We start from the raw sequence: 20,632 nt of genomic DNA, 5'->3' as shown, positions 1-20,632 counted from the left end.
CAGGCAACCCGAGGATCATCGCCGTCAACGGCGAGGCAAGGATAGCAACGAAAGCGACACCATGAATCCAGAGGCGAAATCGAGGCAATTTTCCCGCCACCCAAAAGGCCAGAAGCGGAGCGCCTATATTGCATATCAAGCCAAGTAAAACAGCGATCTCTGTCGGCAGGATCGAATCGTCGTGCATGAATTCCCAATCCCTCAATGCTACCCAGATTAGTGCCATGCACCCTAAAAAACAACTTGATCGTCTGCGCCCACACCCAGCAGAAATGAGGCTTTCACCGCTACAAATGATCGGAAATCATTGCCACCATGGTTCGCGGCGATGCCATTTAAGATCACGCCGGCGGCTCCTTCCCTCAGCCTTCCTGTCACCCTTCAAATGATCCAGATAACCGCCCAGGACACTATTGATGAAAACATGGGTTTTCGTCAGACTTGAGCCGAGCCGCCTGAATCTGGCTTCCTTGTCCTGTTCCATCTGCTGGAGCACCTTCCAGAAGACGAAGCTGTCATGGCTTTCCTTCAGCGTCAGGAAATAGCCGGAGGAATAAGCCCCTTCGAAACGGTCGATGAAGGTCAATATCGCCGGATGACGCAGGTTGTATCCCACCCATCCGCATTCGGGATAGATTCTCCTGTTCAGATAGGCGGCAAGCTGATTTCCACGCGGGGCGATTCCATCGAGAAAACTCTTCGGAATGGGCCTATGGGTCACGGTATCGGCATCGAGCCATATCAGTTGATCGACCGTGTTATGATAGCGCCTGACGGCATCGGCGACCGCAAAGACCTTGTTGGAAAAGCGCACGGCGTCCCACCGGAAATCCCGCACCAGCCCATTGCGTGACGAGATATATCCATTTGCCTGCGGTTCGCTACCATAGGCATCGCGAAAGCCGCGCAGCCGGGGCAATGTCTCGCAATGATCGAAAACCAGAAGACGGCGGTCCTTCTCCTCGATTCCGACATTCTCGGCATAGACGACCAAAGAGACTTCCTTCGGCCAGCAGGCAAGGAAGGTCTCGATACATTTCTTGCCGTAGTCACGATAACCCTTTTCATGAAAGGTGGTGACAACGATATGGCTCAGCTCTTCCCGTTGCCACGGATTGGTCAGGAACATCGGCAGTCGGACTCCGCAATAAGATAACTCCCCATGCGTCTATCCGATCGTCTTGGCCTGCCGGTTTCCAAATATTTCCGAACTGTGGATTTTCGGGGAAATCTTGTTGCAAAGCTTAGGCTTAAAAGGGCTGGAACCCACATGCAGGCATCACGGCTCATCTGGTTCAAACGGACCTGTCGCCGACATCAATCTAGGCATGCGTCGGAAGGGAGGAATTATGAAGAGATATCAGGAAGCGCCCTCAGCCGCTCCATAACCATCGATTCCCACGATTGTCGGCTTGAACGCTACGGTTTTCCGCATTGCATCCCCGCCGGTCACGACCGCATGGCGCACCAATTGCGCCGCAACCTCACCAATAGCGCGTCGGGGCGAGCGGGAGGTTGCGATCGGCGCGGGTAGCGAAGCGACCAGATCCAGCCCGTTGAAGCCGGCAATCAGGATCTTCTCAGGAACCGCGACACCCAGCTCCATGCAGGCAAACAAGCCGCCGCTCGCCATGTCGTCGTTGGAATAATAGATGCAATCGAGATCCGGCACCGCTGCAAGCAGCGATGTCGTGAGCCGCTTTCCAAGCGCGATCGAGGAAAAGGCATCTTCTATCCGCTGCTCGGCAAACCCCAGACCATGGGCATGCAGGACGCGTTCGAAGCCGGCCTTGCGCTTGGCCGCGCGCAGATCCTTTACCAGAGCACTGCCGACATAACCGAACCGTCTTCGTCCCGCCGCAATCAGCGCCTCGGCCATATCCTCCCCCGCCGCACTATGAGACAGTCCGACATTGAAATCGATCGGCGTGCCATCGAGATCCATGAGCTGGATAACCGGAATATTGGAGTGGCGGAGCAGCTCCACGGTCTCCTCCGGCTGATCGAGCCCGGTGACGATGATGGCGCAGGGCTGCCAGGAAAGCATGTCGCGGATGATCTCGCGCTCCTTGGCTATATCATAGTCAGATATGCCGAACACGGCCTGCATGCCGGAACCGTCGAGCCCGGCGGAAATACCGGCGAGGACCTCCGGAAAGACGATGTTCGACATGCTGGGAACGACGACGGCGACCAGATTGGTGCGCTGCGAAGACAAGGAGAGCGCCAGCCTGTTGCCGACGTAGTTCATCCGCGTCGCTGCTTCGATCACCCTGTCACGCGTCTCGCTGGAAACGTCGGCGACGCCGCGAAGCGCACGCGATGCCGTCATCTTGCTGACGCCCGCTTCGATCGCGACTTCTTCCAGAGTGGGTTTGCGCATCCCCAAGCAACCCTCGATGAACCATGGCGGCTGGCACGATGCCGCCCCTCTTCATAGAATGTTTCCCGAAAAAGGCAAACATCCTCCTATTGACAAATACCGGGAAATTGAGGCTTGTTATCGATACCGGTACCGGTAACATAGCCGAAAATTGCAGAGGTAGCACGGTGCAGAACACGAAGAAGGCCGCCGTCATCGGCCTGGGGTCCATGGGTTGGGGCGCCGCCCTGTCCCTTCTCAAGGCAGGTTTTGCCGTCAGTGGCTGCGATGTTCGCAGCGAGGTTCTTGCCCGCTTTGCCGAGAACGGCGGCTCGCCCTGCACGACGCCGGCATCAGCGGCCGACGATGTAGACGTGATCCTTGTCTACGTCGTCAACAGCAAGCAGGTCGAAGACGTGCTTTTCGGCCGAGACGGTGCGCTGAAGACCGCACGGCCCTCAACCGTGTTCCTGCTCTGTACGACCATGGCCCCGAGCGCTACGATCGCCATTGCGGAACGACTGGAGGAAGCAGGCATGCTCGTTATCGACGCTCCCGTCTCCGGCGGCCATGTCCGTGCGCTTTCGGGTGAGATTACCGTCATGGCATCTGGCACTCCCGAAGCTTTCGAACGAACCTCCGCGGTGCTCGACGCCATCTCGGCCAAGGTGTTCCGGCTGGGAGATCGCCCGGGCGCCGGCTCGCAGGTCAAGATGATCAACCAGCTGCTGGCCGGGGTGCACATCGCCGCGACAGCCGAGGCCATGACGCTCGCCGCCAAGGCCGGCATCGATCTGAAAACGCTCTATGACGTGATCTGCGTATCTGCCGGCTCGTCCTGGATGTTCGAGAATCGCGGCGAACACATCGTATCGGGCGATTATACGCCGCGCTCGGCGGTCAACATTTTTGTCAAGGATCTCGGGATCGTCACCTCGGAAGCTGACAAAGCCGGTGCTGTTACTCCACTTGCAGCAACGGCGCTCAACCTCTTTGTAGAAGCATCGGAGGCGGGCCTGGGCCTGGAGGATGACGCAGCCGTTGCGAAGATCCTGGCCGCCAGGAGCGGTGCCAGCCTGCCGGGCGTAAGGGACTAGGCCATGACGCTCCTGCTTGGCTGCATCGCGGATGACTTTACCGGGGCGACCGATCTGGCCGCGCTGCTGGCGCGCAGCGGATTGCCCGTTTCGTTGCGGATCGGCATTCCGCAAGACAAACGCGACCCGAACGAGACGGCCGCCTTCGAGGTCATCGCCCTCAAATGCCGGACATCGCCCGTCGATACCGCCGTTGATCAGGCACGTCAGGCGCTGGCATGGCTGAAGGACGCCTGTGCTAGCCGCTTCTTCTGGAAATATTGCTCGACATTCGACAGCACGGCCGAAGGCAATATAGGTCCAGTCGCGGATATGCTGATCACCGAGACCGGCGCGACCCAGACGATCTATTGCCCCGCCTTTCCGGAGAACGGACGCAGCGTCTTCATGGGTCATCTCTTCGTCGGCGAACAGCTTCTGTCGGAGAGTCCGATGAAAGATCATCCGCTGACGCCGATGCGCGATTCCAACCTCGTGCGGCTTCTGACACCGCAAGTGTCCGGCCGGGTTGGCCTTGCCAATCGCAACATAGTTTCAAAGGGCGCCGTAGCGTTGAAAGCACGGCTGGAGGAGTTGGGCAGTGAGGGCATTCGGCATGTGATTGTCGATGCCATATCCGACAATGATCTTCGAACGATCGCGGCGGCATCCTTCGACATGCCGCTGCTGACGGGCGGCAGCGCGATCGCCGGTCAGCTTCCGCGATTTTACATGGAACAGGGCCTCGTCCGCCTCTCCGAACATCGACAGGCACTGCCAAAGGTCACCGGCGGCTCGATCGTCCTATCCGGCAGCTGCTCCGCCATGACGCGCCGACAGGTTGCCGACTATGCCGACAAAGTTGCCAGCCTGCGGCTCGATCCGATCGCGCTTGCGCAAAACGGCGCAAGTGCTGCACTGGAGTGGTTGCATCAGCAATCTCCCGATGCACCGAAGCTCATCTATGCCACCGCCGAACCCGACGAGGTGCGGCAAGCTCAGGAGCAGCTGGGCAAGGACAAAGCGGGGCAGGTCGTCGAGGATGCTCTTTCGAAAATAGCCCGCATCGCTTTCGATTGCGGCACGCGCCGCTTCGTCGTTGCAGGCGGCGAGACATCCGGCGCGATCACGCAGGCGCTCGGCGCGGCGCATCTGACTATCGGACCAGAAATTGCACCCGGCGTGCCTTGGACTTTCACGACCCTTGGGAATGAAACAGTCGCCCTGGCTCTAAAATCTGGCAATTTCGGCGAGGAAACCTTCTTTACGGACGCTTTCGACAGATTGGGAGCGGCATGAGCGAAGAAGCCGCGCTGCGCGAACAGATCTGCATGATGGCCAAATCGCTTTACGATCGCGGCCTGACCGCTGGCTCCTCCGGCAATATTTCGGCGCGGCTCAGCGACGGACGACTGCTGGTGACGCCGACGGGCAGCTCCTTCGGTCGCCTCGACCCCGCCCGCCTCTCGTTTTTCAACAGCGAAGGGCGCCTGATCGGCGGCGACAAGCCGACGAAGGAAATGCCGCTACATGCCGCCTTCTATGAGACCCGGCCGAAAAAGACAGGCGCCGTCGTCCATCTCCACTCCAGCCATTCGGTGGCACTCTCGATCCTGCCCGGCGTCGACGCCGACAACATGCTGCCGCCGCTGACAGCCTATTCGATCATGAAGCTCGGCAAAGTGAAACTCCTGCCCTATTTCATGCCTGGCGATCCGGCCATGGGCGATGCCATCCGCGGCCTGGCCGGCAAGCGCAGCGCCGTGATGCTGGCGGCACATGGTCCCGTGGTCTCGGCGAAAGATCTGGAAGCGGCTGTTTATGCAATCGAAGAACTGGAAGAGACGGCAAAGCTTGCCATTCTGACACGCGGGGCCAATCCTTCGCTGTTGACGGATGCGCAGATCGCCGATCTCGTCCGCACCTATGATGTGGAATGGGACTGAACATGACGCGCTTTTCGGCCAATCTGGGATTCCTGTGGCAGGAGCTTTCCCTTCCTGACGCCATCCGCGCCGCCAAGGCCGCCGGCTTCGATGCCGTGGAATGCCATTACCCTTACGACACTCCCGCTGAGGCCGTGCGTCAGGCATTGGAGGAAACCGGCCTTCCCATGCTCGGCCTCAACACCGCCCGCGGCAATGTCGCGGCCGGCGACAACGGACTTGCCGCCATTCCGGGCCGCGAGGACGAAGCCCGCCTGCTCATCGATCAGGCGCTCGATTATGCAGCCGCCATCGGGGCGCGAAACGTGCATGTGATGGCAGGCAAGGCCGCCGGCGATGACGCGCGGGCCACCTTCATTGCCAATCTGCGCTATGCGTGCGAACGCGCCAGCAAGATGGGGGCGACCATCCTGATCGAGCCACTCAACTATCGCGATGCGCCAGGCTACTTCCTTCAAACGGCGGATCAGGCACGCGACATCATAGCCGCGGCCGGTGCCGAGAACCTCAAACTGATGTTCGACTGCTATCACATCCAGATCATGCAGGGCGATCTGACCCGCAGGCTGCAGGATCATATGACGGCAATCGGCCATATTCAGATCGCTGCCGTGCCGGATCGGCGCGAACCGGACCATGGGGAGATCGATTATCGTCACATTCTGCAGGTCCTGGAAAAGCTTGGCTATGACAAACTGATCGGCGCGGAATATCGGCCGGCAACCACGACGGATGCAGGACTTGCCTGGCTGCAGGCATTCAAATGAGAGACCGGCTTCGAGAACGACTAACGGCCTTCAAAGAGATTCACTCGGGAAGTGTCCCGAATACTGATGTCAGCTTGGAGCAGTTCGGCTTTTCCTTGAATCCGTGAGCCGCTCCGTCTGTTTGTTTCTCGCAATTCCGGACGGAAAACCGCTACGCACTTTTCCTGGAATTGCTCTATTGGGAGGAAAATCCGATATGCATGTTTTGATCCTGGGTGCCGCAGGCATGGTCGGCCGCAAGCTCGTCAACCGCATCACCGCCGAGCCGAAAATTCTCGGGCAAGCCATCGATCGCCTGACACTGGTCGATGCCTTCCAGCCGCCAGTGCCGGAAGCGCTTCAATCCGTATCAAAAGCCCTGACGATCGATCTTGCGACAGCTCGTGTTGCAGAAAAGCTCATCGAAGACCGTCCGGATATGATCTTCCATCTGGCCGCCATCGTCTCCGGCGAAGCCGAGGCCGATTTCGACAAGGGGTACTCTGTTAATCTCGATGGCACGCGGGCACTCTTCGAAGCCATCCGCCAGCAGGGACTGAAATCCGCCTATGTACCGCGCGTCATCTTCGCCTCTTCCATTGCCGTGTTTGGCACCCCCTTCCCCGAAGTTATCGGCGATGAATTCCTGACCGCGCCGTTGACGAGCTATGGCACGCAGAAGGCGATCGCGGAGCTCCTGCTTGCCGATTATTCACGCCGTGGCATTTTCGATGGCATCGGCATCCGACTGCCAACCATCTGCGTTCGGCCCGGCGCTCCGAACAAGGCGGCCTCCGGGTTTTTTTCCAACATCCTGCGTGAGCCGCTGGTCGGCAAAGAGGCTGTCCTGCCCGTCAGCGATACGGTGCGCCACTGGTTTGCAAGCCCGCGAGCGGCGGTCGGTTTCTTCGTTCATGCGGCAACGCTCGATACGGCAAAGATCGGGCCGCGGCGCAATCTCACCATGCCGGGGCTTTCGGCGCTCGTTTCCGATGAGATCGATGCGCTGCGCCGTGTCGGCGGCGACAAGGCGGTTGCGCTGATCCGCCGCGAATCCGATCCGGTGATCGAGCGCATCGTTTCCGGCTGGGCGACGCAGTTCGATGCCAAGCGGGCGAGTGATCTCGGCTTCGAAGCAGAACAGAGCTTCGACGAGATCCTGCGGGCGCATATCGAAGACGAACTGGACGGGAGGGTCGCATGACGGAGGCGTCATCGAACGCACAAAGTGCAATCGCGCTGGTGACCGGCGGCGGCACCGGCATCGGCCGAGCTATCGCCAAGGCGCTTGGCTCGGCAGGCTTCAGGGTCGTCATCTCAGGGCGCCGGGCTGATGTTCTCGAAAAAGCTGCTCGTGAGCTTTCGGAGGAGACCAGGGCGGAGTTTCTTGCGGTTGCAGCCGATGTCAGCGACCCCACATCGGTCCGCAGCCTCTTTGATGTGATCGCCGACCGCTATGGCCGCCTCGACCTTCTGGTCAACAATGCCGGCATGGGCCTGCCGGCCGTGCCGATGGAGGAACTGAGCTTCGAGCAATGGAATGCGATTGTCGGAGCCAATCTGACCGGCGCGTTCCTGTGCACGCAGCAGGCCTTCCGCCTGATGAAAGCCCAGGTGCCGCAAGGCGGCCGCATCATCAACAACGGTTCGATCTCGGCAACGACGCCGCGGCCGCATTCCGCACCCTATACGGCCACGAAACACGCAATCACCGGTCTCACGAAATCGACGGCGCTCGATGGCCGTCCCTTCGATATCGCCTGCGGGCAGATCGATATCGGCAATGCCGCCACCGACATGACGGCGAGGATGAGCGCCGGCGTACTGCAGGCAAATGGCGAGACCGCAGCAGAACCGACGATTTCGGCAGAGCATGTCGCCCGCGCCGTCGTCTACATGGCCACGCTGCCGCTCGACGCCAATGTTCTCTCCATGACCGTCATGGCAACGAAGATGCCGCTTGTCGGCAGAGGATAAAAGAGAACGGCAGTACCGCGAGTGCAATGCTGCCGTTTTTGTGGTTTGGGCTATTCGTTAGATTGCGGGTCGTGCGGAAGGCTTGACCTGCCTTCGCTCGATCAGGCCGGCAACGCTGAAGATCAGGACCTCGATCTCCATGCCGATCTTGTCGCCATCGAGCAACCGGACGACATCGTCTATGCCGGATACAGCCTGGCCATCGATGGCGAGCAGGTAGTCACCCTCCTGCAGTCCGCCCTTTTCGGCCGGGCTATCCTTCTCGACACGACGCAGCCGCACAGCGGTCGAATGCGTGACGCCAGCCTCCAGCGCGATGCGCCGATGCAGCTCGACCGTGTCGGCGGCAATGCCAATATAGGCGCGCCGGACGTGGCCGAAACGCAGGATCTCGGACACAACATGCTTGGCCGTGTTGGAAGCGACCGAGAAAGCGATGCTCTGCGCGCCCTGGATAACGGCGGTATTGACGCCGATGACTTCACCCGCCGAGGAGACCAGCGGACCGCCGGAATTACCTGGGTTGAGGGCGGCATCGGTCTGGATGATGTCTTCCATCAGCCTTCCGCTCGCCGCGCGCATGGAGCGGCCAAGCGCCGAGACAATCCCGGCCGTGACGGTCCATTCGAAGCCAAGAGGATTGCCGATGGCGATCGCGATATGACCGCGCTTCAGCGATTTGGAATCGCCAAGTCTCGCCCAATAACCCGGCCAGTCATTGGCGCGGATGAGAGCGAGGTCGGTATCCGGATCGCGCCCCAGAACCCTGCCCTCGACAGTCGCACCTTCCGGGGTCTTGATGCGTACGGCTTTGGCGTCGTCGACGACATGATTGTTGGTGACAACCAAGCCGTCCGGCGAAATGGCGAAGCCGGAGCCATGTCCGGCGCGGCCGCCCAAACGCTCGATCCGGCTGACGGCGGGCCCGACGAAATCGACGGCACTCGATACCGATTGCGAATAGGCATCCAGCAGCCCGGCATCGGATGACGGCTGGATGTCACGATCAATGAAGCCCATGAAAACTCCTCCGACGCGGACGCGTCGCTACGAGGACCGGCAGCAACTGTTGGGAGGCAGGAGGCTGTCAGTTCGACAGATTGAAGTGGTGACTATTCAAATGAGATGTCACCCTATCGAGTTCAAGAGCCGACCGAACGCACTCTTCCAACCGACCTCACGGCGGCCGAAATCAGCTCTTGTCCTGCTGCAACAGCCGCTCCAGTTCCCGCTCCTGCATCTCGATAGCTTGCGTGACGAAGCGCAAGATCACCTGCTTTTCCGCCTTTGAAAACTGTTTGAGCATCTGCGAGCCGGCCTGCGCGATCGGGCCATAGGCTTCGCGTCCTAGCCTGATCGCCTTCTCGGATGGTGCTACCAGCACGCGACGCCGGTCGTTGGGATCGGGAACGCGGTGAAGAAGACCGCGTGCCGAAAGGCGGTCAATCAAAGCAGTAACCGACGGAGGCGCAAGGCCGATAGCCTTGGCGACGGCGTTTGCCGGCTGCGGCGCTCGCATGATCACGCTGAGACAGCGCCGCTCGGCGCTGTTGAGCCCATGCAGCTTGCCGAAGGTTTCGTCGAAGCTCTCCGTCGCCTCTTGCCAGCGCATGCAGGCAAGGCTGATGGCTTCCACGAGGTGATGCTCATCTTCATTTGACTTTTGTTCGATCATCGAATAATTCATTTATCAAACTATTAGAAGGAAGAACCAATGTGCCCCATTGACGATCCTGCTGCAACCATGAATCGAGCGACAAACCGCGAGGTGACGGTCGGCATATGCGGCGCCGGTATCGGCGGGCTTGTGCTCGCGCTCCGGCTGGCAAAGCTCGGCTTTCGTCCGGTGTTGTTCGAAGCCCGCTCAAAGGAAGCCGCCTTGTCCGAAGGGGAGTTTCTGACGCTCGCTTCCAACGGCATGAACGGGCTGCGCACGGTGGACTGCTACGAAGAAGTATTGCGCCAGGGATTGGAGACCCGCGCCATCGAACTCTGCAACGCGCGCGGTAAAAGGCTCGCACTCATCGACCAGAGCGACCATTTGGCGACATTCGGCACGCCCGCCGTCACTATTAAGCGCGGCGTTCTCACAGGCATCCTGATCGAAAAGTGCCAAGCCGAAGGCATCAGCGTGCAATTTGGCTGGCGCGCGACCAAGGTCGACAACCTCCCGCATGCCGTAACGCTCAACTTCTCCGAAGGCGCAGGCCTTGCCGTCGACCTGCTCGTCGCCGCCGACGGACTGCGATCCTTCGTCCGTACGCAAATATTTCCGGATTATCCCCTGCCGCAATTTACCGGCCTGATCGGCACAGGCGGCCTCGTCGATGCCGACATACCAGATATGGATGGCGTGATGCGCATGACCTTCGGAGAGAAGGCCTTCTTCGGCTACATCAAGACGGCATCCCACCCCGTCTACTGGTTCGAGTCCTTCCCCGCCGACACACCCGACGCTGTACGCACACTGGAACCGACGGCACTGGCCGCTCATGTTCGCCAGATGCATGTCGACGATCCCGAACCGAACAGATCGATCCTCCAGGCGGTCGGTCAGATCGAACGCAGCTATCCCATCTTCGACATGCCGCAGCTTCCGGTCTGGTCGAGCGGGCGTGTCGTCTTGCTCGGCGACGCCGCGCATGCCATTGGCCCGCATGCCGGCCAAGGCGCCTCGATGGCTATAGAAGATGCGGTGGTCTTGTCATCTTGCCTGGCGGATACGCTCGATTACGGTGCCGCCTTTGCCCGCTATGAGGCCCTGCGGCGCCCTCGCATTGCCCGCGTGGTGAAGCTCACCCGGCAAAATGCTTCCAGGAAGCGGAAAAACAGTAGGCTCAGCCTGTTTCTGCGCGATTTGCTTCTGCCCTTGCTTATTCCGTTAAGTGTCAGAGCCGGCCGCAGATTGTTTGCATATCGAGTCGATCTCGACCCGCTCAAGGCAAATCCCTCAACCGAAAGCGCTCACAAGGATGCCGCCTGACATTCGGTCGGTCTGCTGAGGCCAATCTAGGAAATCGGAATAGCCGGCGCAATTCCCTATGCCTGCCGGCACGGAGGAGCTATTCGCGCGGCCAAGCCAGCCTGCTCCAATTTGCAATATAGATTACAAATGCGATGAACATTCCCGATCCAATAAGGTCCAGCCGATGGCGGCCGAAAAGGAAGAGGCCGAGAAGCGCCAAGCCGATCGAGGAGGCGATCAGGAAGAGCGAGGGGATTATGCTTGTGATGGGCACCCCCGCCTCGCCTTCGGCTTCGACGCCATCGCCGGTCACGTGACCATTGGAGCCCGGTGATCGATTAACGAGCCTGACCGTCACCTTGCCGCGTCTGGTGGCGAGCCTACCCCGAACCTTCTTTCTTGAGGTCAGAAGCACGAGCGCCATCGATATCAGCATGCTGCCGAAGCCCCAGGAGAAAACCGTGCATGCTGCCATGGCGGTCGCGTTTGCATAAGTCCGATAAAGGTGAAGTGCCAAAGCTCCCATCGCTATGGTAATGGCAAGAAACAGGGAACCGACAATCAGGAATGTGACCCTGCCGGATAATTGCGTTTCGCCTACCACGTGACCTCCCCATCGACGTCCATCTGCTCAATGCAAATTAGGAGGATGCCGACGATCTTCAAATGCCGGCGCGATATTCAGCCCAGTTCAGCTGCACGCCGGCATGATCTTTACGAAGCAGCGAGCGGCCATAATTAGCTGACGTATCGGGTGATGGAGGTACTCATGAAGATACGAAGATCCCTTTCGGCGATGATCATCATCGGCCTTTCTGCCATTCCTGTCGAAGCTGCGGGGATCGATTGCTTAAAGCCGGGCTCGCCAAGCGATCATGTGATCTGTCAGGACAAATCGCTGCTTGCCCGCGATGCGATGGTGAGGGATCTCTATGCCGCCGCTCTGAAACGCGATGATTCGGACAAGATCCGGGAACGGCAGCGCCGCTGGATCACCAAAGTGCAATCCTGCGGCGATGCAGCATGCGCCCGGCAGGCCTATGACGACTAGATTGCGTCTCTCTTGAGGACCAAGGGCGGACAAAGCGCTTCGACGGATTTCCAGTCGAGCAGCGCCGACGGCAATGAGGGTCATCTTGTCATCTTCGGACCGGTCGGTGGTCTCCTCGCAGTTTCGCTCTCCTCGACCTTCGTCGGCCCGGGCGGAGCAGATGCCGGCGACGTCAACGCCGACGGTCTCGATAGCGTCGTACCGCTGACGAAGGGACACGCTGAACTCTCCAGAGACGCCTGCAAGATCGATCTCGATCGCCTTAACGCAAAGACCTGGCGTGTGTCGCAGGCGGGCGTGTGCGATTTCGCCGCCGGGGTAACCTTGCAGGGTACCTATCGCAAACAGTGATATGGCCTAAGCCCGGTTGACTGCCAGGCGAGGAATATCTCGCAATATGGCAACGTCACCGTGCACCAGGCCGTCATCGATAACCAGGAATTTTTGTGATCCAGCCGCCAACGGCGGCCGGGTGATTTGAGAAAGACTGAAATCCGGTGATCAACTGCCAACTGCGTCGGAGGTGCACTTCTTGACGAAACTCGTCTTGGTGGCACCGGCAAGCTTCTTCGCTGCGGCCTGAGTATCGCAGGCGCTTGCGGCATCCTTCTCGCATTTCTTGGTAAAGCTCGTCAAAGCGGCGCCTGCGAGCTTCTTGTCGGCGGCCTGGGCCTTGCATGTCGCATCCGCTGCCATCGCACCGCCGGCGATGCTGGTCGAGACAATGGCTATTGCGAGCAGTCTGATCATCGAATTCCTCCGGGCTATCCCGGCAAAAGACTGGGTTAGTGGAGTCTAACGGAATGCCTGCCGGAGTAAAGATATGCGCCAATCATCCATGCAAAAGAAAAAGCCTTCTGTATTATCCCTCAAACGGCACGGACCTGGCCGACCCCGTCTTGAATCGATCGACAAAAGAATAGAAACTGCCCACATAGGGGCAAGCAATGTCATGCGGCCACCCTCACCTCACGCATTGGCGAAGCGCGACAAGCAGCAACACGAACTGAGTGCTCCACTATCCTCTCATGAAGACTATTTCAGGCACGAATCTCGAACAGGCCAAATCTCACAACCGGCGCGTCGTGATCGAAGCCATTCGCACCAATGGCCCGATGTCGCGGGCCGCCATTGCTCGCATGACGGCGCTGACCACACAGACCGTTTCGAATATCGTGGAGGAACTCGCGCGTTCGCATCTCCTGATCGCGATGGAGGCGCAGAAGATCGCCCGCGGTCAACCGATTACGCCCTATATGATCAATCCGGCTGGCGCCTACTCCATCGGTTTGGAACTCGGGCGCCAGCGTGCGGCCGGCGTGCTCACCGATCTGTCCGGCACGGTCTGCGCCCGCGTCGAGCGCCATGTCGACAGACCGGGGCCGACCGAGGCAATGCCGGTCCTTGCAGAGATCGTCAGGGATCTGCAGGAAGCCTTCTCCTTTGACCGCGACCGGCTGCTCGGCGTCGGTATCGCCTTGCCCGGACGCTATGCCGATGGCGGCGTAACCTCGCTCAGTCCGCTCAACCTGCCGGGTTGGCAGGATTTTCCCGTTGCCAGTGAGCTGGAACGCCTGATCGGCCTGCCCGTACTTGTCGAAAACGACGCTACCGCAGCGGCGATCGGCGAGCGGCTCTATGGCGTTGCCCGCGGCCTTGGCAGCTTCGTCTATCTCTTTCTTGCCGGTGATGGCGGCATTGGCGCCGGAATGTTCCTCGACGGCCATCTCTACAAGGGTAGCCGCGCCAATGCCGGCGAAATCGGCCACATCATCGTTGAGCCGCATGGCAGGCTTTGCACTTGCGGCAAGCGCGGCTGCCTCGATCGCTATGTCTCGCCATCCGTCGCTTACGAATGTCTGGGCATCGAGAATGCACAGGAGCTGGACCCCGACGATCTGGATGCATTGATCGCGGCAAACGGCCATGGCCTGAAGGCATGGCTGGAACAGGCGGTACAGCCGCTGCGCCAGACGATCGACTTTCTCGAGCTGGCCTTCGATCCGCAGACGATCGTGCTTGGCGGCAGTGCGCCAACATCCTTGATGACGGGGCTGGCCGAAAGCGTCGAACCTCTCCACACCCCAGTCAACCCAACCGAAGAGCGCAGCATTCCGCGGTTGATGATCGGCGCCAGCGGCAAGGATACCGCCATTTTAGGTGCGGCCGCTCTGCCTATCTTTTCCGAAACGAACCCGCAGTTCGATGTCCTGCAGAAGCCGTTGACGCATCGTGCCGTTACTCAGCCTTGAAGGGCCAGCATAGCGCCAGCCTTGCATTATTGATTTAACTCAGGCGCGACCAATGCGGGTCGCGCCTGAAGGCCACGCATCAGGCTGTCACAATTGATGCAGGCCGTATAGCAGCGGCATGGTGCCGGCCAATGCCTTGAAACGTTCCCAGGATTTAGCCGACGGCTTCGTCCAACCCGTCTCGGCAAGTGCCGAGAGGCGCGGAAAGACCAGCCGGTCGAAGATGGCCCGATCGGTCATCGATTCCGACCAGATGCAGGCCTGAATGCCACGAAGCTTTTCCTTCTGGGCGTCCGTCCAACCACCGATGGGATCGAAGGTGTAGAGTTTCTCCGGATCCGAATGGCCTGCCCAGCTTGCGCCCGGCTCGTCCCAATCCGGGCGCATCGCCATGTCGAGATAATAGACCTGCCCCGGGCAAACGACGATCTCGTATCCGCGACCGGCAAGCTCCGCCGCCACCTCGACGCTACGCCAGCTGCAGAGATAGCTCTTGTCCTTGTCGATCCTGTCGCCATGGGCCGCCTCTTCCCATCCACCGGTCACGCAACCCTTTGAGGCGAGAAATGCCTGGATGCGTTCCAGGAATTCCGCCTGCAGGAAGGCCGCGCCCGAGCCATGAATATCGTCGGCTCCATGCGTATTGGTGATGACGTTCAATCGCTTGGCATGCGCTTGCGCAACGTCATCACCGGCGATCTCACGCAAGCGTGCCAGCGCCTCCGGCGAGCCGGACCAGGCGCCGAGGGGAACCTCGTCGGCACCGATATGGATCGTCTTGAACGGGAAAAGCTCGATCAGCTCAGAGAGGATCGTCTCGATCACTTCATAGGTCTTTTCACGCGCCGGGTTGATGCAATTATCCGGGAAACCCTGAACAGAATAATAGCTGCCGGCTTCGTTTGGATCGCGCAGCTCCGGAATTGCCTGAAGCATGGCATAGCAATGGCCGGGTATATCGACCTCCGGCAGAACCTCGATGCCAAGACCCTTAGCGTAGGAGACGATGTCGCGCACAACGGCCTTGGTGTAGTAACCACCGGTGCGGGCCGGGCTGGAGCCGAGAAGCGGCGGCACCGGCAGGCCATGGCCGCGCCACGCGCCGACCTCGGTCAGAGCCGGATAGGCATCGATCTCGACACGCCACGCTTCATCATCCGACAAATGCCAATGGAAGCGGTTCAGCTTATTCCAGGCAAGCACTGCCATCAGCTTCTTGATTTCAGCCGAACCGTAGAATTGCCGTGCGACATCGAGGTGCAGGCCGCGCCAGCTCATCGCGGGTTCGTCGACGATCTCGCCGGCCGCAGGGAAATGGAAAGCCTGTGGGTGCAGGCGCGCGCCGCGCCAGATCTGGCCGATGGTGACGAGACCATAGACGAAGCCGGTCTGCGCGCTCGCTTCGACGGTTATGGTTTCGGGCGAAAAGACGATTTTATAGGCCTCGGCGCCTAAACCCTCGACCTCTCGCAATTCCACGGGTACGGCACCCTCCGCTTCGGAGCGGATCAGTCCTTCGGCGGAAAAGAGGTGCTCGACGAGAGCCGTAAAGCTTTCGGCGGCAGCCTGCGCCTCCGGCGCCATGGCCTTCAAGGCAAAGCCTGCGGGAAGCGGGCGACGGGAGGAGACAGCGACGCGATTCGGCCAGGGAATGATCGCCAGCGGCACCGGCGGATTGGCCGGCACCGGGTAGACCTCCGCGCCGCGCTTCAACGGCGCATTGCTTGACGACGTACGCGTCGGCTCCGTGCCAAGTGAAACCGTAGTGCCATCGGCAAATGCGAGATAGGCGCTGTTGGCACCATCGTTCCAATGTCGGAACTGCCAGCTCAGCGCGCGAACGGTGATCGTCCACGTCCCGCCACCGGCCAGCACGAAGCCCTCGGGCGGCTGGAATTCGGTAAAATTGGACAGCCGCCTGGTAACCGTCGCACCTTCGACAATGCCGGCTGGATCGACACGACCGGGGCCGCTGACACAGAGCGTAAAGCCGGAAAGCGGCTCCGATGACAGGTTCTTCAGCCGCAGCACATAAGAAAATTCCTTTTCGTCGGTTGGCGGGTTCCAGGTGGTTTCAAGCAGCAGAGCCGGGGATCGCGGTGTGGACATGAGCATTCTTTCTTCCTGAAGGATCGTTCAAAGCTTGAGCATGCCGGCATAGATACCGGGTGCGGAATTGGGGATTTGGATCGCGCCGACCGTCTTCTCGTAGAATTCCGAAGGCCCGACATCGCCGATGACGGTGTAGGCATAACCCATGGCTTTTGCGTCATTGAGGCAGGCAAAGAGAAGCGCGCGACCGATGCCAAGACCGCGCACGCTCTCGTCGACGCCGGTCGGGCCGAAGAAGCCGCGCGCCGTCGCTTCGTGGCAGGCAAAGCCGACAAGCTCGCGATTACGGGTAGCGATGAAGCAGGTCGGCGGCTGGCGGGTCATCGCGACCGTCGTCTCGCTTGCCCAGCCCTCGCTGAAATGTTGAGCCACCCAGCCGGTGATCAGTCGCAGTTCCGGCGGCAGCGCGCGGCGGATGGTGACATCAGCCTTCGCCATGCGCTCGGGCGATTGCGTGTCGACCGGCAGGGTCGATAGATTGACTAGGTAGTCCAAGGGGAATTCCTCCTAATTCGATGCGACCAGCGCACGCATGAAATGATTGGGGCCGACCTCCTCGACCACCGTCGAGATCGGACGGCTGAGCGCGCGGATCCTCTCCGCCTGCTCCAAGAAGCGGGCACTGCCACCGGTCACGAACCTGCGGCCGCCGTCCGGCACAGCCGAAAGCAGAAGCTGCGTATAGGGATGCTTCGGATCGGCGAGCACGGCATTGGTCTCGCCCCACTCGACCATCTGGCCAGCAAACATCACGACGATCTCTTCCGCAACATGAGCCGCCGTTGCGATATCATGGGTGATGTAGAGCATGGCGAGATCGTTTTCCCGCTTTACCCGCGCCAGCAGATCGAGAATGTCCTTGCGGATCGAGACATCAAGCATCGAGGTCGGCTCATCCGCCACCAGCACGCTCGGAGAGACCGCTAGCGCACGGGCGATATTGACGCGCTGACGCTGGCCGCCGGAGAGTTCGTGCGGGAATTTCTGACGCGTCACCGAAGGATCGAGCCCGACGCTTTCGAGTAGCTTCGCTATATCCTCGTCCCGCTCGGCCTTCGGCTTGTCCTGACCGTGCAATTGCAGCGGCCTTGCGATGTGATGATTGATGGTAAAGGCCGGGTTGAGCGATGAGAACGGATCCTGGAAGACCATCTGGACGTCCTTACGGTACATCCGCTCTTCCCTGCCCGACCCTCGCGCCGTGCGATCCTGCCCACGAAACTGCAGCCTGCCGGCCGTCGGCTTGTCGAGCCGGGCGATGATGCGGGCGCAGGTGGTCTTGCCGCAGCCGGATTCGCCGACCAATGCCAGCGCCCGTCCCGCAAACAGCGAGAAAGAGACGCTCTTCAATGCGTGTACCGGGCCGAAATGGCGCTGGATATCATCGAGCCGGATGACGGGTTCTGCAGTTACGGCCTGTATCTGCGGCTTCATGCGAAAACTCCGGAGGGGTGGGCGCTGGCCGGAAGCTGCGGGATGGCATTCCAGAGCTTGCGCGTGTACTCATGGATGGGCGACTGACTGACCTGGGCGACATCGCCGACCTCAACCAATTCGCCTTTCAGCATCACGCCGATGCGATGGCAAAGCTGAGCCATCAGATGCAGGTCATGGGTAATGAAGAGCACCGAGAAACCATAGGTCTGCTGCAGGTCGAGAACCTGCTCCAGAATCTCACGCTGCACGACGACATCGAGCGCCGTCGTCGGTTCATCCATGATGATGAGTTCAGGACGCAGCGCCAGGCAGATGGCGATGACGATGCGCTGACGCATGCCGCCGGAAAACTGGTGCGGATAATCGCCGACGCGATGCGCGGGAATGCCGACCAGCTTGAACATCTCCTCGGCCCGCGCACGCGATTCCTGGCGTGAGCAGCCGGTATGGCGATGCAGGACGTCGTGGAACTGCGCCTCTACCCGCATTAGCGGATTGAGCGAATTCATGGCGCTCTGGAACACCATGCCGATGCGCTTCCAGCGGATCTTCTGCAACTCGCCTTCCGGCATCTTCAGCAGGTCCTGCCCGTCGAGCCGGATGCTTCCGCCACTGACCCAGGCCGGCGCCTTCGATAGCCGCGTGATCGCATAGGCGATCGTGCTCTTGCCGCAGCCGGATTCGCCGGCTAGGCCGAAAATCTCGCCGCGGCCGATATTGAAGGATACATCCTTCACCGCCCGGAAATCGCCCTTATCGAGCAGATAGTCGATATTGAGATGTTCGATCTCAAGCAGGTTTTCGCTCATTGCTCGGCCCTCATCATGCGGTTGCGGGCACGCGTCAGGCGGAACCAGCGGGTCAAGGCCGGGCCGGAACGCAATTGCGGATTGGCGATTTCGTCGAAGGTGAAATTGATCAGCGCGAGACCAAGCCCCGTCAGTGCGATACCGATGGCCGGCACGCCGATATCCCACCAGGCGCCGACCATGATGGCCGAGGCATTCTGGGCGTTATAAAGCATGGTACCCCACGTGACCTTTAGCGGATCGCCGAAGCCGAGATATTCGAGCGTGGTCTGGGCGACGATCGCGTAGATGATGCTGCCGACCAGGTTGATGCCGATGAGCGGCGTCAGGTTCGGCAGGATTTCGACAAAGATGATGCGCCAGGCCGGTTCGCCGATCATTTTGGCTGCAGTAACGAAATCACGGTTGCGCAGCGCCATCGTTTGCGAACGCGTCATGCGTGCGCCCCATGGCCAGGATGTCAGCGCAATGATGGTCATGATTGTCATCGGCCCGACCGTGCCCGCGAAGGAGGCAAGCAGGATCAGGAGCGGCATGTTCGGGATGACTAGCACGGCATTGGTAGCAAGGTCGAGCGCCGCGTCCGTCTTGCCGCCGGTATAGCCGGCGATGAGGCCGATGGCGGTGCCGAGCACGGTAATCGCGATACCCGTGGCAAAGCCGACGGAAAGCGAGCTTCTGGCGCCCCAGACAAATTGTTTGTAGACGTCGCGGCCCATCTTTGTCGTGCCGAAGACATGTTCGACAGATGGCGGCTGATGCGACCGACCGACGCGAGCGCCGGGTTCGCCTGGAGCAATGACCGGCGCTAAGATTGCCATCAGGCATAGCGCCGCGACGATGATGAAGCCGACAAGCGCCTTCTTCTGGCTGAAGATGGATCGGAACGAGAAGCTCATCGGCCTGCCTCCCTTAATCGCGGATCGACGAGACCGTAGATGATGTCGACGAGGAAATTGGCGCCGAGGGTTGCGAGTGTCATCAGCAGCAATTGCCCCTGGATCACAGGATAGTCGCGCGCCACGCTGGCGGTAAACAGCGTCAGGCCGAGGCCTGGATAGTTGAAGACGATCTCGGTGACGATCGAGCCGCCGAAAACGGCGCCGAGCATCAGCGCGAGGTTGGTGAGCACAGGCAGAAGCGCATTGCGCGCGCCATAGCCGAACATGACGGCGAGATTGCTCAGCCCCTTGGCCCGCCCCATCGTCACGTAATCCTCGCCGAGCACGACGATCATGGATGAGCGCATCGTCGTCTGAAACTCGCCGATCAGGAAAGGCGATAGCGTCAGAACCGGCAGGATCGCGTGCATGAACACGCTGCCCACGAAGGTGAAATTAAAGCCCGGATCGAGATTGGGATCGTAGGCATATCCCACCGGGAACCAGCGCAGTGACACCGCGAAGATGAACAGGGTCGTGAGCGCGACAATGACGGGCGGTATCGAGAACAGGATGACTGCGAAAGGCGATACGATCGTATCGAACCGCCCGCCGCGTCTCCAGGCCGCGATGGCGCCGAGCACGACGCCGACGCACAGCGAAAATATGATCGCCGTAACCACCAGGAAGATGGTCCACAGCGTCGCCCGGCTCAGCACCTGGACCACCGTCTGAGGGTAATATTTGACCGAAACGCCAAGATCGAAGGTGGCAAGGCCTTTGAGATAGTCGAGGAACTGCATCATGATCGGCTGATCGATCTCGCCGAAACGCGCCTTGATCGCCTCCACCGCCGCGGGTGTAGCCCGCGGCCCGAGTTGCGCGACCATGGCATCGACGGGGCTCCCCGGCATAAGCCGGGGAAGAATGAAATTCACGACGATCGCGAAGGCCAAGGCCACCGCATAGACGCCGAGGCGCCGGCTTGAAACACGCATCTCTGCTTCCTTCGCTGTGG

The 20,632-nt window shown here is 60.2% G+C and carries 22 protein-coding genes; 10 read left to right on the top strand and 12 right to left on the bottom strand.

Annotated features, from left to right (window positions below; translation table 11 throughout):
• Positions 1-304 precede the first annotated feature (304 nt).
• Together AC13QY_RS28705 and AC13QY_RS28700 are read right to left on the bottom strand one after the other, a co-directional pair.
• The gene (locus tag AC13QY_RS28705) at positions 305-1,129 is read right to left on the bottom strand and encodes a hypothetical protein (protein WP_113350973.1); all 825 of its coding nucleotides are present in this window, start codon (positions 1,127-1,129) and stop codon (positions 305-307) included.
• A gap of 231 nt (positions 1,130-1,360) precedes the next feature.
• Positions 1,361-2,383 (bottom strand): LacI family DNA-binding transcriptional regulator, encoded by a 1,023-nt coding sequence (locus AC13QY_RS28700; protein ID WP_488494364.1) that lies wholly within the window; start codon positions 2,381-2,383, stop codon positions 1,361-1,363.
• A 167-nt stretch (positions 2,384-2,550) separates the two neighbouring features.
• On the opposite strand from AC13QY_RS28700, the gene ltnD reads away from it, so the two are divergent.
• The 6 genes from ltnD (at position 2,551) to AC13QY_RS28670 (ending at position 8,107) form a co-directional block, all read left to right on the top strand.
• On the top strand, positions 2,551-3,459 hold the full coding sequence (gene ltnD / locus AC13QY_RS28695; protein WP_113389563.1) for an L-threonate dehydrogenase: 909 nt from the start codon (positions 2,551-2,553) through the stop codon (positions 3,457-3,459).
• Positions 3,460-3,462: 3 nt separating this feature from the next.
• Positions 3,463-4,737 carry a 3-oxo-tetronate kinase gene (gene otnK, locus AC13QY_RS28690; RefSeq protein WP_113389533.1) on the top strand — a complete coding sequence of 425 codons (1,275 nt, stop codon included), beginning with the start codon at positions 3,463-3,465 and terminating at the stop codon, positions 4,735-4,737.
• The gene (otnC, locus tag AC13QY_RS28685) at positions 4,734-5,384 is read left to right on the top strand and encodes a 3-oxo-tetronate 4-phosphate decarboxylase (RefSeq protein ID WP_488494363.1); all 651 of its coding nucleotides are present in this window, start codon (positions 4,734-4,736) and stop codon (positions 5,382-5,384) included. Before otnK ends, otnC begins: the two co-directional genes overlap by 4 nt.
• A gap of 2 nt (positions 5,385-5,386) precedes the next feature.
• Entirely contained in the window at positions 5,387-6,151 is a 765-nt protein-coding gene (locus AC13QY_RS28680; RefSeq protein ID WP_173004608.1) for a hydroxypyruvate isomerase family protein, read from the top strand.
• 196 nt (positions 6,152-6,347) lie between these two features.
• Positions 6,348-7,334 (top strand): D-erythronate dehydrogenase, encoded by a 987-nt coding sequence (gene denD, locus AC13QY_RS28675; protein ID WP_152095883.1) that lies wholly within the window; start codon positions 6,348-6,350, stop codon positions 7,332-7,334.
• Positions 7,331-8,107, top strand: coding sequence for an SDR family oxidoreductase (locus tag AC13QY_RS28670; RefSeq protein ID WP_145319847.1), 777 nt, complete (start codon positions 7,331-7,333; stop codon positions 8,105-8,107). The genes denD and AC13QY_RS28670 overlap by 4 nt, the downstream gene beginning before the upstream one ends.
• Before the next feature lie 57 nt (positions 8,108-8,164).
• On the opposite strand, the gene AC13QY_RS28665 is transcribed toward AC13QY_RS28670, so the two are convergent.
• Both AC13QY_RS28665 and AC13QY_RS28660 read right to left on the bottom strand, forming a co-directional pair.
• Entirely contained in the window at positions 8,165-9,127 is a 963-nt protein-coding gene (locus AC13QY_RS28665) for a S1C family serine protease (RefSeq protein ID WP_152095882.1), read from the bottom strand.
• 172 nt (positions 9,128-9,299) lie between these two features.
• A complete protein-coding gene (locus AC13QY_RS28660) occupies positions 9,300-9,782 on the bottom strand; it encodes a MarR family winged helix-turn-helix transcriptional regulator (RefSeq protein WP_233788654.1) in 483 nt (160 codons plus the stop codon).
• A 39-nt stretch (positions 9,783-9,821) separates the two neighbouring features.
• Here AC13QY_RS28660 and AC13QY_RS28655 point away from each other — a divergent pair, with 39 nt between their 5' ends.
• A complete protein-coding gene (locus AC13QY_RS28655) occupies positions 9,822-11,090 on the top strand; it encodes an FAD-dependent monooxygenase (RefSeq protein ID WP_488494362.1) in 1,269 nt (422 codons plus the stop codon).
• 79 nt (positions 11,091-11,169) lie between these two features.
• Here AC13QY_RS28655 and AC13QY_RS28650 read toward each other — a convergent pair whose 3' ends face one another.
• Entirely contained in the window at positions 11,170-11,676 is a 507-nt protein-coding gene (locus AC13QY_RS28650) for a hypothetical protein (RefSeq protein WP_113350964.1), read from the bottom strand.
• A gap of 165 nt (positions 11,677-11,841) precedes the next feature.
• On the opposite strand from AC13QY_RS28650, the gene AC13QY_RS28645 reads away from it, so the two are divergent.
• Together AC13QY_RS28645 and AC13QY_RS28640 are read left to right on the top strand one after the other, a co-directional pair.
• Positions 11,842-12,123, top strand: a complete 282-nt coding sequence (locus tag AC13QY_RS28645) for a lysozyme inhibitor LprI family protein (RefSeq protein ID WP_269244785.1) — start codon at positions 11,842-11,844, stop codon at positions 12,121-12,123.
• 12 nt (positions 12,124-12,135) lie between these two features.
• Entirely contained in the window at positions 12,136-12,474 is a 339-nt protein-coding gene (locus AC13QY_RS28640; RefSeq protein ID WP_269244786.1) for a hypothetical protein, read from the top strand.
• 150 nt (positions 12,475-12,624) lie between these two features.
• Here AC13QY_RS28640 and AC13QY_RS28635 read toward each other — a convergent pair whose 3' ends face one another.
• Complete coding sequence (locus AC13QY_RS28635; protein WP_113350962.1) at positions 12,625-12,873, bottom strand: hypothetical protein; 249 nt, start codon at positions 12,871-12,873, stop codon at positions 12,625-12,627.
• Positions 12,874-13,151: 278 nt separating this feature from the next.
• On the opposite strand from AC13QY_RS28635, the gene AC13QY_RS28630 reads away from it, so the two are divergent.
• A complete protein-coding gene (locus AC13QY_RS28630) occupies positions 13,152-14,375 on the top strand; it encodes an ROK family transcriptional regulator (RefSeq protein WP_113350961.1) in 1,224 nt (407 codons plus the stop codon).
• Positions 14,376-14,462: 87 nt separating this feature from the next.
• Here the strand turns inward: AC13QY_RS28630 and AC13QY_RS28625 are convergent, their stop codons facing one another.
• Genes AC13QY_RS28625 through AC13QY_RS28600 form a run of 6 tightly spaced genes read right to left on the bottom strand, consistent with a single transcriptional unit; the run spans position 14,463 to position 20,612 of the window.
• Positions 14,463-16,490: a beta-N-acetylhexosaminidase gene (locus tag AC13QY_RS28625; RefSeq protein ID WP_269244787.1), complete on the bottom strand. Its 2,028-nt coding sequence runs from the start codon at positions 16,488-16,490 to the stop codon at positions 14,463-14,465.
• Positions 16,491-16,511: 21 nt separating this feature from the next.
• Positions 16,512-16,982, bottom strand: a complete 471-nt coding sequence (locus AC13QY_RS28620; protein WP_145319835.1) for a GNAT family N-acetyltransferase — start codon at positions 16,980-16,982, stop codon at positions 16,512-16,514.
• Between the two features lie 12 nt (positions 16,983-16,994).
• On the bottom strand, positions 16,995-17,921 hold the full coding sequence (locus AC13QY_RS28615) for an ABC transporter ATP-binding protein (RefSeq protein WP_145635561.1): 927 nt from the start codon (positions 17,919-17,921) through the stop codon (positions 16,995-16,997).
• Positions 17,918-18,733, bottom strand: a complete 816-nt coding sequence (locus tag AC13QY_RS28610) for an ABC transporter ATP-binding protein (protein WP_145635558.1) — start codon at positions 18,731-18,733, stop codon at positions 17,918-17,920. Before AC13QY_RS28610 ends, AC13QY_RS28615 begins: the two co-directional genes overlap by 4 nt.
• Positions 18,730-19,632 (bottom strand): ABC transporter permease, encoded by a 903-nt coding sequence (locus tag AC13QY_RS28605; RefSeq protein WP_145635556.1) that lies wholly within the window; start codon positions 19,630-19,632, stop codon positions 18,730-18,732. Before AC13QY_RS28605 ends, AC13QY_RS28610 begins: the two co-directional genes overlap by 4 nt.
• Positions 19,629-20,612, bottom strand: a complete 984-nt coding sequence (locus tag AC13QY_RS28600) for an ABC transporter permease (RefSeq protein ID WP_145319827.1) — start codon at positions 20,610-20,612, stop codon at positions 19,629-19,631. The genes AC13QY_RS28605 and AC13QY_RS28600 overlap by 4 nt, the downstream gene beginning before the upstream one ends.
• Between the last annotated feature and the right edge of the window lie 20 nt (positions 20,613-20,632).

The organism is Martinezella sp. CNPSo 3795, from assembly GCF_057784475.1.
This window is presented reverse-complemented; position numbering and strand designations above follow the sequence as displayed.

Excerpts from the sequence above, each read along its gene's own strand:
- AC13QY_RS28705 (WP_113350973.1), bottom strand. The coding sequence starts at position 1,129 with ATGTTCCTGACCAATCCGTGGCAACGGGAAGAGCTGAGCCATATCGTT.
- AC13QY_RS28700 (WP_488494364.1), bottom strand. The coding sequence starts at position 2,383 with ATGCGCAAACCCACTCTGGAAGAAGTCGCGATCGAAGCGGGCGTCAGC.
- otnK (WP_113389533.1), top strand. The coding sequence starts at position 3,463 with ATGACGCTCCTGCTTGGCTGCATCGCGGATGACTTTACCGGGGCGACC.
- otnC (WP_488494363.1), top strand. The coding sequence starts at position 4,734 with ATGAGCGAAGAAGCCGCGCTGCGCGAACAGATCTGCATGATGGCCAAA.
- AC13QY_RS28680 (WP_173004608.1), top strand. The coding sequence starts at position 5,387 with ATGACGCGCTTTTCGGCCAATCTGGGATTCCTGTGGCAGGAGCTTTCC.
- denD (WP_152095883.1), top strand. The coding sequence starts at position 6,348 with ATGCATGTTTTGATCCTGGGTGCCGCAGGCATGGTCGGCCGCAAGCTC.
- AC13QY_RS28670 (WP_145319847.1), top strand. The coding sequence starts at position 7,331 with ATGACGGAGGCGTCATCGAACGCACAAAGTGCAATCGCGCTGGTGACC.
- AC13QY_RS28665 (WP_152095882.1), bottom strand. The coding sequence starts at position 9,127 with ATGGGCTTCATTGATCGTGACATCCAGCCGTCATCCGATGCCGGGCTG.
- AC13QY_RS28660 (WP_233788654.1), bottom strand. The coding sequence starts at position 9,782 with ATGATCGAACAAAAGTCAAATGAAGATGAGCATCACCTCGTGGAAGCC.
- AC13QY_RS28655 (WP_488494362.1), top strand. The coding sequence starts at position 9,822 with ATGTGCCCCATTGACGATCCTGCTGCAACCATGAATCGAGCGACAAAC.
- AC13QY_RS28645 (WP_269244785.1), top strand. The coding sequence starts at position 11,842 with ATGAAGATACGAAGATCCCTTTCGGCGATGATCATCATCGGCCTTTCT.
- AC13QY_RS28635 (WP_113350962.1), bottom strand. The coding sequence starts at position 12,873 with ATGATCAGACTGCTCGCAATAGCCATTGTCTCGACCAGCATCGCCGGC.
- AC13QY_RS28630 (WP_113350961.1), top strand. The coding sequence starts at position 13,152 with ATGAAGACTATTTCAGGCACGAATCTCGAACAGGCCAAATCTCACAAC.
- AC13QY_RS28625 (WP_269244787.1), bottom strand. The coding sequence starts at position 16,490 with ATGCTCATGTCCACACCGCGATCCCCGGCTCTGCTGCTTGAAACCACC.
- AC13QY_RS28615 (WP_145635561.1), bottom strand. The coding sequence starts at position 17,921 with ATGAAGCCGCAGATACAGGCCGTAACTGCAGAACCCGTCATCCGGCTC.
- AC13QY_RS28610 (WP_145635558.1), bottom strand. The coding sequence starts at position 18,733 with ATGAGCGAAAACCTGCTTGAGATCGAACATCTCAATATCGACTATCTG.
- AC13QY_RS28605 (WP_145635556.1), bottom strand. The coding sequence starts at position 19,632 with ATGAGCTTCTCGTTCCGATCCATCTTCAGCCAGAAGAAGGCGCTTGTC.
- AC13QY_RS28600 (WP_145319827.1), bottom strand. The coding sequence starts at position 20,612 with ATGCGTGTTTCAAGCCGGCGCCTCGGCGTCTATGCGGTGGCCTTGGCC.